The sequence below is a fragment of the Sphingomonas epibiotica genome, assembly GCF_039615155.1.
Lineage (GTDB): Bacteria > Pseudomonadota > Alphaproteobacteria > Sphingomonadales > Sphingomonadaceae > Sphingomonas.
In genome coordinates this window covers 82986-98046 of the sequence record NZ_JBDGHY010000009.1, presented here as the reverse complement: position 1 = coordinate 98046, position 15061 = coordinate 82986, and the positions used below count along the sequence as shown (strand labels likewise).

The following is a 15061-nucleotide window of genomic DNA, read 5'->3' as shown; positions in this document are numbered from 1 at the left end:
TGACACCTGCCGTTCGGGCGGCCCACACCTCCGGCCTTATCCTTGCCGGAGTTTCACGATGCGTCTCGGCCTTGCGCTGCTGCTTTCGACCGCCCTGTTCGCCCCTGCCCATGCGCAACAACGTCCATTAGCGACTGCCGAAGCGACGGTCCCGCCGATCGCCTATACCGAACGCACCCTGCCCAACGGCCTGCGCGTCTATGCCATTCGCGACACGTCGAGCGCGAACGTGTCGGTGCAGGTCTGGTACGATGTCGGGTCGAAGGACGATCCCGCCGGACGGTCGGGGTTCGCGCACATGTTCGAACATCTGATGTTCAAGGCGACGCGCAACCTGGTCCCCGAACAGCTCGACCGGCTGACCGAGGATGTCGGCGGATACAACAACGCGTCCACCGCCGACGATTACACCAATTATTACGAGGTGGTGCCGGCCAACCATCTGCAACGGCTGTTGTTCGCCGAGGCGGACCGGATGGCGACCTTGGTCGTCGATCCCAAGACCTTCGCGTCGGAACGCGAGGTGGTGAAGGAGGAATTGCGCAGTCGCATCCTTGCCCAGCCCTATGGCAAGCTGTTCGGCCTGTACGCGCCGATGGTGTCCTATAGCCGCCATCCCTATGCCCGGCCGGGTATCGGGTCGATCGCCGACCTGGATGCGGCGACGATCGACGATATCCGCGCCTTCCACGCCACCTATTACCGGCCCGACAATGCGGTGCTGGTGGTCGCGGGCAATTTCGATCCGGCGCAGCTCAACCGCTGGGTCGACGAATATTTCGCGCCGATCGCGAAGCCAAACCGCCCGATCCCGCGCGTGACCACCGACGAACCGGTCCGCGAGCAGCCGGTGACCAAGACGGTGTACGAGGCGAACACGCCATTGCCCGCAATCCTCATCAGCTATCCGCTGCCGCCCGCCAATCATCCCGATCAGGCAGCGCTCGAGGTACTCGACGCGATCCTGTCGAGCGGCGACAATTCGCGCCTGCACCAGTCGCTGGTCTATCGCGACCAGATCGCGCAGGACGTCGGCGTGCAGCTCGACGCCAAGCAGGGGCCGGGCACCTTGTCGCTCTACGCCATCCTTGCCAGCGGCAAGTCGGTCGCCGAAGGCGAGGCGGCGCTGAAGCGTGAGGTCGCCAGCCTGATTGCGACCCCGCCCACGCCCGCCGAACTGGCCGAGGCCAAGAACGAGATCACGACCGCCGAACTGCTGTCGCGCGAAACGGCGGAGGGGAAAGCGTCGGCGCTGGCGCAGGGCGTGATCGTCGAGCGCGACCCGCAGGCCGCCGACAAGGGCCTTGCCGCGATCGGCCGGGTCACCGCCGCCGATGTCCAGCGCGTCGCCCGCATCTGGCTGGCGGCCAACCGCGCCGCGACGATCCGCTATCTGCCTGACAGCGCCAAGCCAGCCAATGCAGCGAGCGACACGATCGCCATCGCCGACAGCGTCGTCACCGCGCCGCTGGCGGTGCCGCCGGGCATCGCCATCCACACGCCCGCGCCCGAGGGTCAGCGCATCCTGCCCCCCGCCCCCGCCGCGCCGGTGCAGGTCGCGATTCCCGTGCCGGTCGAACGCCGCCTGCCCAACGGCATGCGCGTCGTCGTGGTCGAGAAGCGCGGGCTTCCGGTCGTAACCGCCGCGCTGGTCGGCGGCGGCGGTGCGGTCGCCGACCCGCAAGGAGGCGCGGGCGTCGGTGAACTGACTGCCGGATTGTTGACGCAGGGGACGAAGACCCGGTCGGCGACCGAGATCGCGCGCGCCATCGAATCGCTTGGCGGCAGCATCGGCAGCGGTGCCGGCTGGGATTCGCAGAGCGTGACGCTGACCGTCGGGTCGGCACAGGCCGCACCCGCGCTCGCCATCCTTGCCGATGTCGCGCGCAACCCCGCCTTTGCACAGGAAGAGATCGACCGGCTGCGCACCCGGACCATCGACGGCGTGTCGGTGGCGCTGACCGACCCGGGGCAGTTGGCGAGCCTGGTCGCCGATCGCGCGGTGTTCGGCGCGGCACCCTATGGCCATCCAGCCAGCGGCACGCCGGCGACGCTGAAGGCGATCACCCGCGACGATATCGTCGGTGCCTATGCCCGCGCGTGGCAGCCGGGTGAGACCACGCTGATCCTGGTCGGCGATCTGACCGCCGATAGCGGCATGGCACTGGCGACGAAGCTGTTCGGCGACTGGCGGGCAGCGGCGGGGACGACGCCCGCTGCGGTCGCAGCAGTCGCACCACCCGCCCCGCGCGTTATCGTCGTCGACATGCCCGGCGCCGGACAGGCCGGCGTGGTCGTTGCGCGTCCCGGCATCGCCCGCGACGACAAGGATTATTTCCCCGCCGCCGTCGCAAACGCGACACTGGGCGTCGGCTTCTCCTCGCGGCTCAACCAGGAAATACGGATCAAGCGCGGGCTGGCCTATGGCGCACGTTCCGAGCTCGATGCGCGCCGCGCAGGCGGTGCGATTGGTGCGGCGACCCAGACCAAGAACCCGTCGGCACCCGAGGTCGTCAAGATCATCACCGACGAGTTCCGCCGACTGGGCACCGAACCCGCGCCGGAAGCCGAACTGGCGACGCGCAAGGCGGTGCTGACCGGCAATTTCGGGCGGACGATCGAACGCACCAGCGGCATTGCCGGCACCATCGCCACCTATGTCGCCGATGGCGTGCCGCTCGCCCGGATCGCGACCTTCCTCCCCTCGGTCGAGGCGGTCGGGCCGGCAGCGGTCCAGTCGGTTGCGGCGCGGGTGATGGACCCGAAGGCGGCGAGCATCGTCGTGGTCGGCGACGCCAAGCAGTTCCTCGAACCGCTGCGCGCAGCGTATCCGGGGCTGGTGGTGATCCCGGCGGCGTCGGTCGATCTGGGGAGCGCGGATCTGCGGTAACCAGATCCTCCCCGCTCCGCGGGGAGGGGGACCGCCGCGTAGCGGTGGTGGAGGGGGGTGTCCGCAGGCGGTACGTTCGTGGAAATCCCCCTCCACCAGCCTGCGGCTGGTCCCCCTCCCCGTCCCGGGGAGGATCTGGTTCACTATGTGGCTACATATTTCGGTTACAGACCAACACGATGGCGGCGTTTGCGACCCTTGACCGGAACCGGTGGATAGCGACCGCTATCGCCCTGTTCTTCGCAGGAATCGCACTCGCCCGGTTCCAACCGCGCGAACCGCAACCGGCACCCCCGCCCGCCCGCTTCGGCTATGAAGCCGACGACCATTTCCCCGGCGCGGCGTTGCTGTTGCTCGACGCCCCCGTCCGCCGGGGCGAGACCGGCACGACCGCCCTGCCCCAGCCGCCCGTCCCGAACGACAGCCCCGACATCTCAGTCCACGCCGCCCAACCCTTCGTCCTGCGCGGCACCCAGCTCGATCGCGCCCGTGCGCTGCAATGCCTGACCAGCGCGGTCTATTACGAAGCCGGCAACGAACCCGATGCCGGGCAGCGCGCCGTGGCGCAGGTCGTGCTAAACCGCGTGCGGCATCCCGCCTTTCCGGCGACGGTGTGCGGCGTTGTGTTTCAAGGATCGGACCATCCGCGCTGCCAGTTCAGCTTTGCCTGCGACGGAGCGATGGCACGGACGCCGGCATCTGCGGTCTGGCTGCGCGCCCGGCGGGTCGCGGCGCGCGCCTTGACCGGCGAAGTGTTCGCACCGGTCGGGTTGGCGACGCATTACCATACCTATGCCGTCACGCCGTCGTGGAACCGGGGGCTGGTGATGACCGGAGTGTTCGGCGCGCATTTCTTCCACCGGTGGAAGGGGTGGTGGGGCACCCCCGCCGCGTTTCGCGACCGCCATATGGGTGGCGAGCCGCTGCCCGGACCGTTGCAGCCCCCGCCGCTACCCGCCACCGCCATGCCGAGCGTGACGATACCGATCGCAGCGCCACCCCCGCCCGCGCCCGCCGCCACGGCGGCGCCCGCGGCACCTGCGGCACCTGCGCTGCCGGCCGATTCGCAGATCCTCGATCGCTGGAAGGATTCGGGGCAACCGCTGCGCTGACGTGACATTCGCGGCACCCGCGCCTACCTGAACCGCGAACCACCGGAGATACCCTATGTCGCTGACCGTCGCCGTCCAGATGGACCCCATATCGGGCATCAACATCGCGGGCGATTCGACCTTTGCGCTGATGCTGTCGGCGCAGGCGCGCGGGCACCGGCTGTTCCATTACGCGCCCGAGGACCTGAACCAGTCGGGCGACCGGGTGTGGACGCGGGCCTTTCCGGTGACGGTGCAGCGGGTGGTCGGCGATCACTTCACGCTCGGCGATCCGGTCTCGCTCGATCTCGGCGAGCAGGCCGACGTCGTCCTGATGCGGCAGGACCCGCCCTTCGACCTCGGCTATATCACCGCGACGCATCTGCTCGAGCGGATCAGCGACCGGACACTGGTGGTCAACGATCCGGCATCGGTGCGCAACGCGCCCGAAAAGCTGTTCGTGCTCGATTATCAGCGCTTCATGCCGCCGACGCTCATCACCCGATCGGTCGACGAGGCGCGTGCGTTCCTCGCCGAGCACGGTTCGATCGTGGTCAAGCCGCTGCACGGCAATGGCGGCAAGGCGATCTTCAAGATCGACAGCGATGCGCAGAACCTGTCGTCGCTGATCGAGGTGTTCAACACCGCCTTTCGCGAACCGCATATGGTCCAGGCGTTCCTGCCGGCGGTGGCGCAGGGCGACAAGCGGATCGTGCTGGTCGATGGTGAGGTCGCGGGCGCGGTCAACCGCCTGCCAGGTGCCGGGGAAATCCGGTCGAACCTCGCGGTCGGCGGCACTGCGGCCAAGACCGAGTTGACCGAGCGCGAGCGCGAAATCTGCGCGGCGTTGGGGCCGGAATTGAAGCGGCGCGGGCTGATCTTCGTCGGCATCGACGTGATCGGCGGCGAATGGCTGACCGAGATCAACGTCACCTCCCCGACCGGCATCGTCGCGATCGAAAAGTTCGACGGCACCGACATCGCGGGCATGATCTGGGACGCGATCGAGGCTCGCGTTGCGGCGCGGTAACGGCACGAAACCCTTGCCTGCACGTTCCGAACTCTCATGACGACCTTCATCCTCGATGCCATCGCGCGCGGCGGCTATATCGGCATCTTCCTGTTGATGGCGCTGGAGAATGTCGTTCCGCCGATCCCGTCGGAGGTCATCATGGGCGTGGGCGGGATGGCGGTGGCGCGCGGCGACATGGGGATGGTGCCGCTACTGCTCTGGGGTACGGCGGGCACCACCGCCGGCAATTATTTCTGGTACGCGATCGGGCGGCGCTTCGGCTATCACGGGCTGAAGCCGTTCGTCGACCGCTGGGGCCGGTGGCTGACGGTCGAGTGGGAGGATGTCGAGAAGCTGCACCGCTTCTTCCGGAAACATGGCGGCAAGACGGTGTTCGTGTTCCGCTTCATGCCGACCTTTCGCACGATGATCTCGCTGCCCGCCGGCATGGCGTGCATGCCGCGCTGGCGCTTCTTCCTCGCGACCTTCACCGGCAGCATCGTGTGGAACGCGGTGCTGGCCTATGCCGGACTGTGGCTGGGATCGAATTTCGAACAGCTCGACCATTATGTCGGCCCGGTCGCGATCGGCATGTCGGTCGCGATCGTGCTGTTCTACCTCTACCGCGTCATCACCTGGAAACCGCGCGCGCAGCGTTGAGCCCGGCATGAAAAACGCCCCGGTTTGACCCGGGGCGTTTTCGTTTTCAGCCGTCGCGCATCCGATCAGGCGGCCGGCGGTACGGCTTCTTCCTCGGTACGGACGCGGCGACGGCGACGCGGACGTTCGGCGGTATCGTCACCGGCCGACAGCGCCGGCGGCAGGCGATCCGCCTCGATCGACGGCGCCGATTCTTCGACCGCCGCGGGTGCCGCTTCGACGCGGGCACGCGTAGTACGGCGACGGACCGGCTTGGCCTCGGCCGCTTCGGCAGCGACCGGTGCTGGAGCGGGCGCAGGCGCCGCTACCGGAGCCGCTTCGACCTGCTGGGTGCCGACTTCGCCTTCGACGCCGCGCTGTTCGCCAAGATCGGCGGCAGGCTGCTGCAGCCGGCCGCCGTCGCGACGCAGCCGCTCGCGCGGCTGACGCTCCTCGCGTGGCTGACGCTCCTCGCGTGGCTGACGCTCCTCGCGCGGCGCGCGGTCTTCGCGGGGCTGGCGGTCGTCGCGGGCATAGCGATCCTCGCGCTGGGCGCGTGGTTGGCGGTCCTCGCGTTGGCGATCGTCGCGATTGCCACGATCTTCGCGATTGCCGCGGTCTTCACGCTGGTTGCCGCGATCGTTGCCGGTCTCGTTCTCGTCGAGATCGAAATCCTCGTCCTCCGCGCCGTCAAACTCGTCGCGGGCGCGGCGCTGTTCCTCGACGCGCGAGCGGCCGGCTTCGAGCACCCGGAAATAATGGTCGGCGAACTGGAGATAATATTCGGTGTTCACCCGATCGCCGGCGCGTTGGGCGTCGGCGGCGAGGTTCTTATACTTCTCCAGCAACTGCGCGGCGTTGCCGCGGGCGCGATTGTCGATGCGATTGCCGTTGTCGCGCGGGTTGCCGCCGCCGCTTCCCGGCTGACGCTGGCCACCGCGACCGCGACGGCGGCCGGCCTGACGATTGTTCATCAAGGGTTGGTTGTCCTGTCCTTACCTGTCCGTCGATCTACCGATCCCGGATGCGAGCAAATCCGCAAGGCGATGCATGGGCACCGTCCGCCTGCCATGACCACCGGACGACAGTGGTGCACATGACGATGGAAGGAGCCACGCCCCGCAATCAACGACCTGGTCGATGGTGCCTGCCCCGAGCCGGTCTTAGCGGCTGCGCACGGCTTATCCAAGGGGAAATATGGGTCCGATCCGGTGCATTTCAACCGGCGATCACACAACGCGGTCGGCCGCCCAGATCGCGCACCAGCCGAGCGGGCAAACCGGCCGAGCAGACCAGCGCCATGACCGCATCATCCTGTTCATGCCCGATCTCGATCGCCGCGATCCCGCCGGGGGCGAGCAGGCGCGGCAGGTCGGGAACGATCCGGCGATAATCGTCGAGCCCGTCCGTGCCCGCGAACAGCGCCGCCGCCGGTTCATGGCCGGCCACCTCGTGCGGCAATATCTCCGTCGTCCCGATATAAGGCGGGTTGGCGAGGATCAGGTCGAAGCGTTCGTCGATGCCGACGGTCCAGTCGCCGGTGCGCAGGACGGCGCGATCCGACAGCCCAAGGGCGGCCACGTTGCGGCGGGCATAATCGAGCGCCGTTTCCGACGCATCGATGCCCAGCCCGCTCGCCCCCGGCCATTCGGCGAGCGCCGCCAGCAACAACGTGCCGGGCCCGGTGCCGAGGTCGAGAATCCGCACGGGCGCGCTACCGCCGAAATGCGCGACCGCCGCCTCGATCAGCGTCTCGCTGTCGGCGCGCGGCACCAGCACGCCGGGGCCGACCGCCAGTTCGATCGTCCAGAAGGCGCGCGTGCCGGTGATATAGGCGACCGGTTCATGGGTCAGGCGGCGTTCGACCAGCACGTCGAACGCCGCCGGGACCGGATCGTCGAGCCGGGCGAGCAGCATCGCCTCGCGGGAGCAGCCAAGGGCATGGGCGGCGAGCAGTTCTGCGTCGAGGCGGGGGGAGGGCGAGACGTTGGCGATGCGGGCCGCTGCCTCGGTCAGCGCTTGGCGAAGCGTGGTCATGGGTTCACGCGAAGGCGCGAGGGCGCGAAGAAAAAGGCTAGATTTCGCGCAGAGACGCAGAGGCGCAGAGGGGTTGTGTTCCGGGGGACGTTCCGCGCCGTCAGGCGCTTTCCAGCTTCCCTCTGCGCCTCTGCGCGAAAACTCTTTTCTTCGCTTCGCGTCTTCGCGCCTTCGCGTGAATCAAGCATCCAGCGTCGCCAGCCGCTCCGCTTCGTCCTGCGCGATCAGCGCGCCGATCAGTTCTTCCATTTCGCCTTCGAGAATTTCGGGCAGGCGATGCAGCGTCAGGTTGATGCGGTGGTCGGTCACCCGCCCCTGCGGGAAATTGTAGGTACGGATGCGTTCGGAGCGGTCACCCGATCCAACCATCGAACGACGGGTGCCGGCACGTTCGTCGGCCAGCCGCTGGCGCTCCGCCTCGTATAGGCGGGTACGCAGGACCTTGAGCGCCTTGGCCTTGTTCTTGTGCTGCGACTTTTCGTCCTGCTGGATCACGACCAGCCCGGTCGGCAAGTGGGTGATGCGCACCGCCGAATCGGTGGTGTTGACCGACTGGCCACCCGGCCCCGACGAACGATAGACGTCGATGCGAAGATCCTTGTCGTCGATCTGCACGTCGACGTCCTCCGCTTCGGGCAGGACGGCAACGGTCGCGGCGCTGGTGTGGATGCGCCCGCCGCTCTCGGTCGCCGGTACGCGCTGCACGCGGTGGACGCCGCTTTCGAACTTCAGCCGCGCGAACACGCCCGCGCCGGTGACGCTGGCGACGACTTCCTTGTATCCGCCGGCATCCGACACCGATGCCGAGATCAGCTCGACCCGCCAGCCGCGATTGTCGGCATAGCGCTGATACATGCGGAACAGGTCGCCCGCGAACAGCGCCGCTTCGTCGCCGCCGGTGCCGGCGCGGATTTCGAGCATCGCCGCGCGTTCGTCGGCCGCGTCGCGCGGCAGCAGCGCGAGCGCCAGCGCGCGTTCGGCAGCGTCGAGCTGCTGGCGGTTGGCGTGGAGTTCCTCGACCGCCATCGCGCGCAGATCGTCATCGGCGTCCTGCGTCATATAGGCGAGGCTTTCGCTCTCGGCGCGCAGCCGCCGCACCTCGCCCGCCGCCTGTGCGACGGGTTCGAGTTCGGCATATTCCTTCGACACCGCGACGAACCGGTCGCCGGGCAGGTCGCCCGTCGCCATCTGCGCCGCCAGTTCGTCGCGCCGCGCCTCGATCTGGGCGATGCGTTCGGGAGCGATGGTCATTCGCTATCCGATACCTGCCAGAGCCCTTCGCGCCATTCGCCGATCATTTCGTCCAACACCGATTCGCCATCGACTTCCCCATCGGTCAGTCCCGATGAATAAAGCGTGGCGGCATGCAGGAAGGCGTCACGATCCTCGGCGGACAGATCGATCTGACGACCGGTGGCGAGCAACTTGACCGTCACCGCCCCGTCGGCCCCGACCAGCGCAACCATCGACGCGCCCTGCGTATCGGCCTTGGCCATGCGGCGCTTCAGGTTGCCGCGATAGGCCATGTCGGCGACCGCCCCCGCGCCGCGCAGTTCCTGCAGCAACGCCATGGCCGGCGTGTCCGCCCCGCCCTCGCGCGGGATGACACAGACCGCGGCGCGCGGCGCTTCCGGCTCGTCCAGCAACATCGCCAGTCGCTCGATCCCGGCCGCCCAGCCGACGCCCGGCGTCGCGGGGCCACCAAGGCTTTCGATCAACCCGTCATAGCGCCCGCCGGCGAGCACCGTGCCCTGCGCCCCCAGCCGGTCGGTGACGAATTCGAACGCGGTGTGGCGGTAATAGTCGAGGCCGCGCACCAGTCGGTCGTTGCGGGTCCACTTGACCCCCGCCGCGTCGAGACCACCGGTCACCGCCGCGAAGAAGTCCGCCGCCTCCGCCGTCAGAAACGCGTCGATTCCCGGTGCCGCATCGGCGATCGGGCGGTCGTGCGGATCCTTCGAATCGAGGATACGCATCGGGTTCTTGTCGAGCCGCTTGAGGCTGTCTTCGGACAGGTCGCCGCGATGCGCCTCGAAATGCTCGACCAGCGCGGTGCGCCATGCATCACGCGTGGCGGCATCGCCCAGCGTGTTGAGCTGCAACGTCACGCCATCGGCGATGCCCAGTTCGTGGAGCAGTTGATCGGCCATCGCCAGCAATTCGACATCGGCCATCGGTTCGGCCGCGCCGATGACTTCGGCGTCGATCTGGTGAAACTGGCGATAGCGGCCCTTTTGCGGGCGTTCGTAGCGGAAGACCGGGCCGTGGGTCGCGAGCTTCAAAGGTGCATATTGCTGCCACCCTTCGGTCAGGTACGCGCGGGCGATGCCGGCGGTGAATTCGGGGCGCAGCGTCAGCGAATCGCCGCCGCGATCCTCGAACGAATACATTTCCTTCGACACGACGTCGGTCGTTTCGCCCAGCGAGCGTGCGAACACCGCGGTCGATTCGAAGACCGGCACCTCGACCCGCGAAAAACAGTAAAGGCGGCGGACGCGTTCGAACGTTTCGGCGACATGGGTGAAGCGCCGCTCGAAATCGCCGAATATGTCCTGCGTGCCCCGGACCGGGCGTGGTGTCGTGATCTTGGCCATTGGGCGGCGGTATTTATGGCGTCCGCCGTCCGAACGCCAGCGATTAGCGCCGGGGGTACGGCGTTCGATCCTGTCCGGTCCGGTGCAGATGCCGCGAACGCGCACCATTGACCATGTCCGCCCGACTGTGGCAGGGGCAATGCCTCCACGCCGCAGCGTGCGGGCGGGTATAGCACAATGGTAGTGCAGCAGCCTTCCAAGCTGAATACACGGGTTCGATTCCCGTTACCCGCTCCAATCCCCTATCGCGGGCCGAACAGGATCACGGCGCAGCCGCCGACGCATAGTGCCGCGCCGGCAAGGTCGAACCGGTCGGGCACCAGCCCTTCGACCGCCCAGCCCCACAGCACCGCGCTCAGCACATAGATGCCGCCATAGGCCGCATAGGCGCGCCCCGCCCCGGCGGCGTCGCTCTGTGCGAGTATCCATGCGAAGGCCGCCAATGCGGCGAGGCCAGGCAGCAGCCACCATGGCGACCGGTCGAGCCGCCACCATGCCCAGAAGGCGAAACAGCCGGCAATTTCGAGCAGCGCGGCGATGGCGAAGAGGATGGGGGTCGGGATCGTCTTGCTTCCCGCGAAACACCGCCGCGCCAAAGCGCGGGCGGTGGTGGACAGGGCTGGATTCGAACCAGCGTACGGGAAACCCGGGCAGATTTACAGTCTGCTGCCTTTAACCACTCGGCCACCTGTCCAGCCGCCGCTTGGACGGGCTGGCCGTCCGAGCGAGCGCGCCCATTGCCGTCCCCGGGCGGCGCTGTCAACGCCTTGCGCCACTTTGTCGGGCAACTTAGCGTCGTCGGCACATATTTTTCGACGCGAGGACCCCGAATTGCGCGCAATCCTGCTGGCAACCACCCTGATCGCCGCACCGCTGGCGGCGCAAAGCGTCGATCGCGACGCCGTGAACCGCATCATCGACGAAGGCACCAGCCATACGCAGGTGATGCCGATCGCCCAGCACCTGACCGACGTGATCGGTCCGCGCCTGCCCAATTCGCCGGCGATGCGCGACGCCGAGCGCTGGACCGAGGCCAAGTTCCGCGAATGGGGATTGAGCGTCAGCAAGGAAGGATTCGAGTTCGGTCGCGGCTGGACGATCGAGCGCTCCAGCGTCCGCATGGTCACGCCCCGGCCGATCCAGCTGACCGCGATCCCGATCGCGTGGACGCCGGGCACCAATGGCCGCATCACCGCGCCGGTGATCGTCGCGCCGATCGCCGAGGAGGCCGACTTCACCGACTGGCGCGGCAAGCTGTCGGGCAAGGTGGTGATGGTATCGCGGCCGGGCGAGGGATCGGAACCGGGCGAGGCACCGTTCCGCCGCCTGACCGGCGAGGATCTGGCCAAGGCCGATAGCTGGAAGGAGCCGGTGTATGATCCGGCCGACACCGACCGCCGGGCGAAGCGGCTCGACTTCGCGCGCAAGCTCGATGCGTTTCTGAAGGCTGAGGGTGCGGTGGCGATGGCGACGATGTCGTCGCGCGACGGCAAGCTGCTGCACGGATCGGGCTATCTGTTCACGCGCGCGGTCGCGCCCGCCGTGCCGGGGATCGAGATCGCGGCGGAGGATTATCGCCGCCTCGCCCGGCTGTCGGTCAGCGGGGCGGCGCCGACGCTCGAGATCGATACGCAGGTTCGCTTCGATGATAGCGACGCGACGGCGTATAACATCATCGCCGACCTGCCCGGCACCGATCCCAAGGCCGGCTATGTCATGGCCGGCGCGCACTTCGACAGCTGGGTCGCGGGCGACGGCGCCGCCGACAATGCCGCGGGCACCGCGGTGGTGATGGAGGCGGCGCGCATCCTGTCGGCGCTGAAGGTCAAACCGAAGCGGACGATCCGCTTTGCACTGTGGAATGCCGAGGAACAGGGGCTGCTCGGCAGCCTCGCCTATGTCGAGCGGCATATCGCGGCGCGGCCCGAACCGGCGGGCGGCAAGGATGGTGGCCTCGCCTGCTTCTATGGCTGGACCAACCGCTTCCCGATCACGAAGAAGCCCGGCTATGACGCGATGACCGCGTATTTCAACATCGACAACGGGTCGGGCAAGATTCGCGGGATCAATGCCGAGAACAACGTTGCCGCCGTACCGAGCTTACGCGAATGGCTCAGCCCCTTCGCATCGATGGGCGCGACCACCGTCGCCAACCGGCGGACCGGATCGACCGATCACTATTTCTTCCAGTCGGTCGGCCTGCAGGGATATCAGTTCATTCAGGACCCGCTCGACTATGGCAGCCGGTTGCACCATAGCAGCATCGATACCTACGATCACCTGAAAGGCCCCGACATGCGGCAGAACGCGATCATTCTCGCGTCGCTGCTGCTGAGCGCGGCCAATGCCGAACGGCCGCTGCCGCGTCCGCCCCTGCCCACCCAGCCGGTCGCCACCGACCCCTACGCAATCCCTGAGAAAGACTGACATGGCCCGCAAAGGACACCGCCCCAGCAAGGCTTCGCCGCAGCGTCCGCGCTTCTGGGGCCGGCATGCCGCCTTCGCCGCGCTCGACAATCCCGAGCGGGTGATCCGCAAGATCTGGTGCACGCGCGAAATGGGGTCGCAGCTGGTCCTGCCCGAAGGCGTGCCGGTGGTGTTCGCCGAGGCCGCCGACCTCGCCCGCTTCGTGCCGCCCGATGCGCCGCACCAGGGGATCGTGGTCGAGGCCGATCCGCTGGAGGATATCTGGCTGGCGGACCTGATCGAACAGGGGCGCGACGACGACCGGCCGATCCTGCTGCTCGATCAGGTAACCGACCCGCATAATGTCGGCGCGATCCTGCGATCGGCGGCGGCGTTCGATGCGCTGGGCATCGTGACGCAGGACCGCCATGCTCCGCCCGAATCGGGGGTGGTGGCGCGCTCGGCGTCGGGTGCGCTGGAGAGCGTGCCGTGGGTGCGCGTCGTAAACCTGTCGCGGGCGCTGGTCGAACTGGGCGAGGCGGGATATTGGCGCGTCGGGCTGACCGGGCATACCGACACGACGCTGGCGCAGGCGCTGGGCCCGAAGCGCGTTGCGTTGGTGCTGGGCGCCGAGGGTGAAGGCATGCGGCAGAATACCGAGGCGCATTGCGACATCCTCGCCAAGCTGCCGATTTCGGACCGGGTGGAGAGCCTGAACGTGTCGAATGCGGCGGCGATCGCCTTGTATGCGGTGGCGACGGCGGGCTGACGAATTAGCGGCGCTAATTCGCACCCCGTCTAGCCCGGCCGGCGGGGCAGCGCCCCGTCCGACGACATGGGCTTTGCCCATGGCGGGCTTGTGGGGGCAACCGGGTTCTCGACGGACGCTTCTCGACAAGCTCGAAGCTGCTCGAACTGAACGGATTTGGGGTAATGGCGTGCCCCTAACCCCCCCACCCCGTTCGGTTCGAGTAGGGATCGAGCGTAGTCGAGAGCCCGTATCAAGAACGGGGTTCCCCATAAACAGGCCGTCATGGGCAAAGCCCATGACGTCGGACGGGCCGATGGCCCGCCGGCCGGGCGGGGCATGTCCCGCCAGCGGCTTGTTCACGCTGCGGCTTCAGTCTTCGTCCGCTATGGTCACGGTGAGCCCATCCAGCCCCGCCTCAAACGGAAGCTGACATGACAGCCGCGACGTCGCTCGCCGATCATCGACCGCATCGAGCAGATCGTCCTCGTCCTCGCTCATCGGCGGCAGGCGGTCGAGGAACGCCGGGTCGACATAGACATGGCAGGTCGCGCACGAACAGCAGCCGCCGCACAGCGCGAGCAGTTCGTCGAAGCCGTTGACCTTCAGCACTTCCATGACCGAGAGCCCGGCCTCGCCGTCCACGGTTCGTTCTTCCCCGGCGCGGGTGACGACGGTAAGCTTGGGCATCGTGCATTCTCCTGTCGCCGCCCCATGCCGGGACGGCCGAAGCTTTTCAAGGACCGGTCATGGGGCTTTCCGCCGAACAATTACGCAGCTCGCTCGACGCGCTGGCGCGGATCGAGCCGGCGTTCGGGGCGGCGCTGGCCTATGCCGGCTATCCCGAGCCGCGCATCCGCGAGCGAGGCTATGCGACGCTGCTCAGGACCATCGTCGGGCAGCAGGTAAGCTACAAGGCGGCTGATGCGGTGTGGAAGAAGCTGGAGGCGACGCTGGGCGATGCCACCGACCCGACGCGGATCGCGGCGACCAGCGACGAGGAGCTGCGCGCCGCCGGCCTGTCGCGGCAGAAGACCGGCTATGCCCGCAGCCTTGCCGACGAAGTGCTGAGCGGGCGGCTCGACCTCGCCAACCTGCCCGCCGACGACGAGGAAGCGATCGCGCAGCTGGTGCGGATCAAGGGGATCGGACGGTGGTCGGCCGAAATCTACCTGTTGTTCGCCGAGGGGCGGACCGATGTCTGGCCGGCGGGCGACCTGGCGGTGCAGGTCGAGATCGGACGGATATTGGGCCTGCCCGAACGGCCGAGCGAAAAGGCGATTCGCGAACTCGCCGAGAAATGGCGCCCGCATCGCAGCGCCGCGACGGTGTTTGCGTGGCACCATTACATGTTCGACCCGGCGACGCAGGCGGCCAAGAATAGTGCGATCTAGGCGCGGCGCCTGAGGTCCAGCAAGACTGCACCGAGGCTTCAAGCCGCACCCGGTCGGCGGTGCGACCAACCCCGATTTCGCCCGCGGCGGACCACTGAAAACAAAGCGAAAATCCGCATAAGTTCACAAAGTTCACGCTCGCCACGTCGTGCGCGCTTCACGTGACGTTACCGCGTTCGAGTAGCAAATGCGGTTATCAAGGAGTGGCGGCACATATGACAGGGTGGGCGGCTGTAGGACAGCGGTTCCG

The 15061-nt window shown here is 67.8% G+C and carries 13 protein-coding genes and 2 tRNA genes; 8 read left to right on the top strand and 7 right to left on the bottom strand.

Features of this window, described 5'->3' with window-relative positions; translation table 11 throughout:
- Positions 1-58 precede the first annotated feature (58 nt).
- From AAIO73_RS17325 to AAIO73_RS17310, 4 genes are all read left to right on the top strand, one after another.
- Positions 59-2890: a M16 family metallopeptidase gene (locus AAIO73_RS17325; protein WP_345879692.1), complete on the top strand. Its 2832-nt coding sequence runs from the start codon at positions 59-61 to the stop codon at positions 2888-2890.
- A 179-nt stretch (positions 2891-3069) separates the two neighbouring features.
- Entirely contained in the window at positions 3070-4002 is a 933-nt protein-coding gene (locus AAIO73_RS17320; RefSeq protein WP_345879690.1) for a cell wall hydrolase, read from the top strand.
- A gap of 55 nt (positions 4003-4057) precedes the next feature.
- Complete coding sequence (gshB, locus tag AAIO73_RS17315; RefSeq protein WP_345879689.1) at positions 4058-5011, top strand: glutathione synthase; 954 nt, start codon at positions 4058-4060, stop codon at positions 5009-5011.
- A gap of 36 nt (positions 5012-5047) precedes the next feature.
- The gene (locus AAIO73_RS17310) at positions 5048-5653 is read left to right on the top strand and encodes a DedA family protein (protein WP_345879687.1); all 606 of its coding nucleotides are present in this window, start codon (positions 5048-5050) and stop codon (positions 5651-5653) included.
- 65 nt (positions 5654-5718) lie between these two features.
- Here the strand turns inward: AAIO73_RS17310 and AAIO73_RS17305 are convergent, their stop codons facing one another.
- The 4 genes from AAIO73_RS17305 to hisS form a co-directional block, all read right to left on the bottom strand.
- Positions 5719-6606 (bottom strand): DUF4167 domain-containing protein, encoded by an 888-nt coding sequence (locus AAIO73_RS17305; RefSeq protein WP_345879685.1) that lies wholly within the window; start codon positions 6604-6606, stop codon positions 5719-5721.
- 244 nt (positions 6607-6850) lie between these two features.
- Positions 6851-7669, bottom strand: a complete 819-nt coding sequence (gene prmC / locus AAIO73_RS17300; RefSeq protein WP_345879683.1) for a peptide chain release factor N(5)-glutamine methyltransferase — start codon at positions 7667-7669, stop codon at positions 6851-6853.
- Between the two features lie 180 nt (positions 7670-7849).
- The gene (gene prfA / locus AAIO73_RS17295) at positions 7850-8920 is read right to left on the bottom strand and encodes a peptide chain release factor 1 (RefSeq protein ID WP_242119228.1); all 1071 of its coding nucleotides are present in this window, start codon (positions 8918-8920) and stop codon (positions 7850-7852) included.
- Positions 8917-10263 carry a histidine--tRNA ligase gene (hisS, locus tag AAIO73_RS17290; protein ID WP_345879680.1) on the bottom strand — a complete coding sequence of 449 codons (1347 nt, stop codon included), beginning with the start codon at positions 10261-10263 and terminating at the stop codon, positions 8917-8919. The genes prfA and hisS overlap by 4 nt, the downstream gene beginning before the upstream one ends.
- A 163-nt stretch (positions 10264-10426) precedes the next feature.
- On the opposite strand from hisS, the gene AAIO73_RS17285 reads away from it, so the two are divergent.
- Positions 10427-10500 (top strand) — tRNA-Gly (locus tag AAIO73_RS17285).
- A gap of 5 nt (positions 10501-10505) precedes the next feature.
- Here AAIO73_RS17285 and AAIO73_RS17280 read toward each other — a convergent pair.
- Both AAIO73_RS17280 and AAIO73_RS17275 read right to left on the bottom strand, forming a co-directional pair.
- A complete protein-coding gene (locus AAIO73_RS17280) occupies positions 10506-10859 on the bottom strand; it encodes a YnfA family protein (protein WP_526023819.1) in 354 nt (117 codons plus the stop codon).
- Between the two features lie 11 nt (positions 10860-10870).
- A tRNA-Tyr gene (locus AAIO73_RS17275) sits at positions 10871-10957 on the bottom strand.
- 137 nt (positions 10958-11094) lie between these two features.
- Between AAIO73_RS17275 and AAIO73_RS17270 the strand changes: the two genes are divergently transcribed.
- Entirely contained in the window at positions 11095-12690 is a 1596-nt protein-coding gene (locus AAIO73_RS17270; RefSeq protein WP_345879678.1) for a M20/M25/M40 family metallo-hydrolase, read from the top strand.
- A 1-nt stretch (position 12691) separates the two neighbouring features.
- Entirely contained in the window at positions 12692-13438 is a 747-nt protein-coding gene (gene rlmB / locus AAIO73_RS17265; protein ID WP_242119221.1) for a 23S rRNA (guanosine(2251)-2'-O)-methyltransferase RlmB, read from the top strand.
- 351 nt (positions 13439-13789) lie between these two features.
- On the opposite strand, the gene AAIO73_RS17260 is transcribed toward rlmB, so the two are convergent.
- Positions 13790-14107, bottom strand: a complete 318-nt coding sequence (locus AAIO73_RS17260; RefSeq protein ID WP_345879675.1) for a 2Fe-2S iron-sulfur cluster-binding protein — start codon at positions 14105-14107, stop codon at positions 13790-13792.
- A gap of 59 nt (positions 14108-14166) precedes the next feature.
- Here AAIO73_RS17260 and AAIO73_RS17255 point away from each other — a divergent pair, with 59 nt between their 5' ends.
- Positions 14167-14811 (top strand): DNA-3-methyladenine glycosylase family protein, encoded by a 645-nt coding sequence (locus AAIO73_RS17255; RefSeq protein ID WP_345879673.1) that lies wholly within the window; start codon positions 14167-14169, stop codon positions 14809-14811.
- The last annotated feature ends 250 nt before the right edge of the window (positions 14812-15061 follow it).

Bases quoted from the DNA above. Each gene is read 5' to 3' on its own strand.
- AAIO73_RS17255 (WP_345879673.1), top strand. From the start codon at position 14,167: ATGGGGCTTTCCGCCGAACAATTACGCAGCTCGCTCGACGCGCTGGCG.
- AAIO73_RS17320 (WP_345879690.1), top strand. From the start codon at position 3,070: ATGGCGGCGTTTGCGACCCTTGACCGGAACCGGTGGATAGCGACCGCT.
- rlmB (WP_242119221.1), top strand. From the start codon at position 12,692: ATGGCCCGCAAAGGACACCGCCCCAGCAAGGCTTCGCCGCAGCGTCCG.
- hisS (WP_345879680.1), bottom strand. From the start codon at position 10,263: ATGGCCAAGATCACGACACCACGCCCGGTCCGGGGCACGCAGGACATA.
- AAIO73_RS17325 (WP_345879692.1), top strand. From the start codon at position 59: ATGCGTCTCGGCCTTGCGCTGCTGCTTTCGACCGCCCTGTTCGCCCCT.
- AAIO73_RS17305 (WP_345879685.1), bottom strand. From the start codon at position 6,606: ATGAACAATCGTCAGGCCGGCCGCCGTCGCGGTCGCGGTGGCCAGCGT.
- prmC (WP_345879683.1), bottom strand. From the start codon at position 7,669: ATGACCACGCTTCGCCAAGCGCTGACCGAGGCAGCGGCCCGCATCGCC.
- AAIO73_RS17310 (WP_345879687.1), top strand. From the start codon at position 5,048: ATGACGACCTTCATCCTCGATGCCATCGCGCGCGGCGGCTATATCGGC.
- gshB (WP_345879689.1), top strand. From the start codon at position 4,058: ATGTCGCTGACCGTCGCCGTCCAGATGGACCCCATATCGGGCATCAAC.
- AAIO73_RS17260 (WP_345879675.1), bottom strand. From the start codon at position 14,107: ATGCCCAAGCTTACCGTCGTCACCCGCGCCGGGGAAGAACGAACCGTG.
- prfA (WP_242119228.1), bottom strand. From the start codon at position 8,920: ATGACCATCGCTCCCGAACGCATCGCCCAGATCGAGGCGCGGCGCGAC.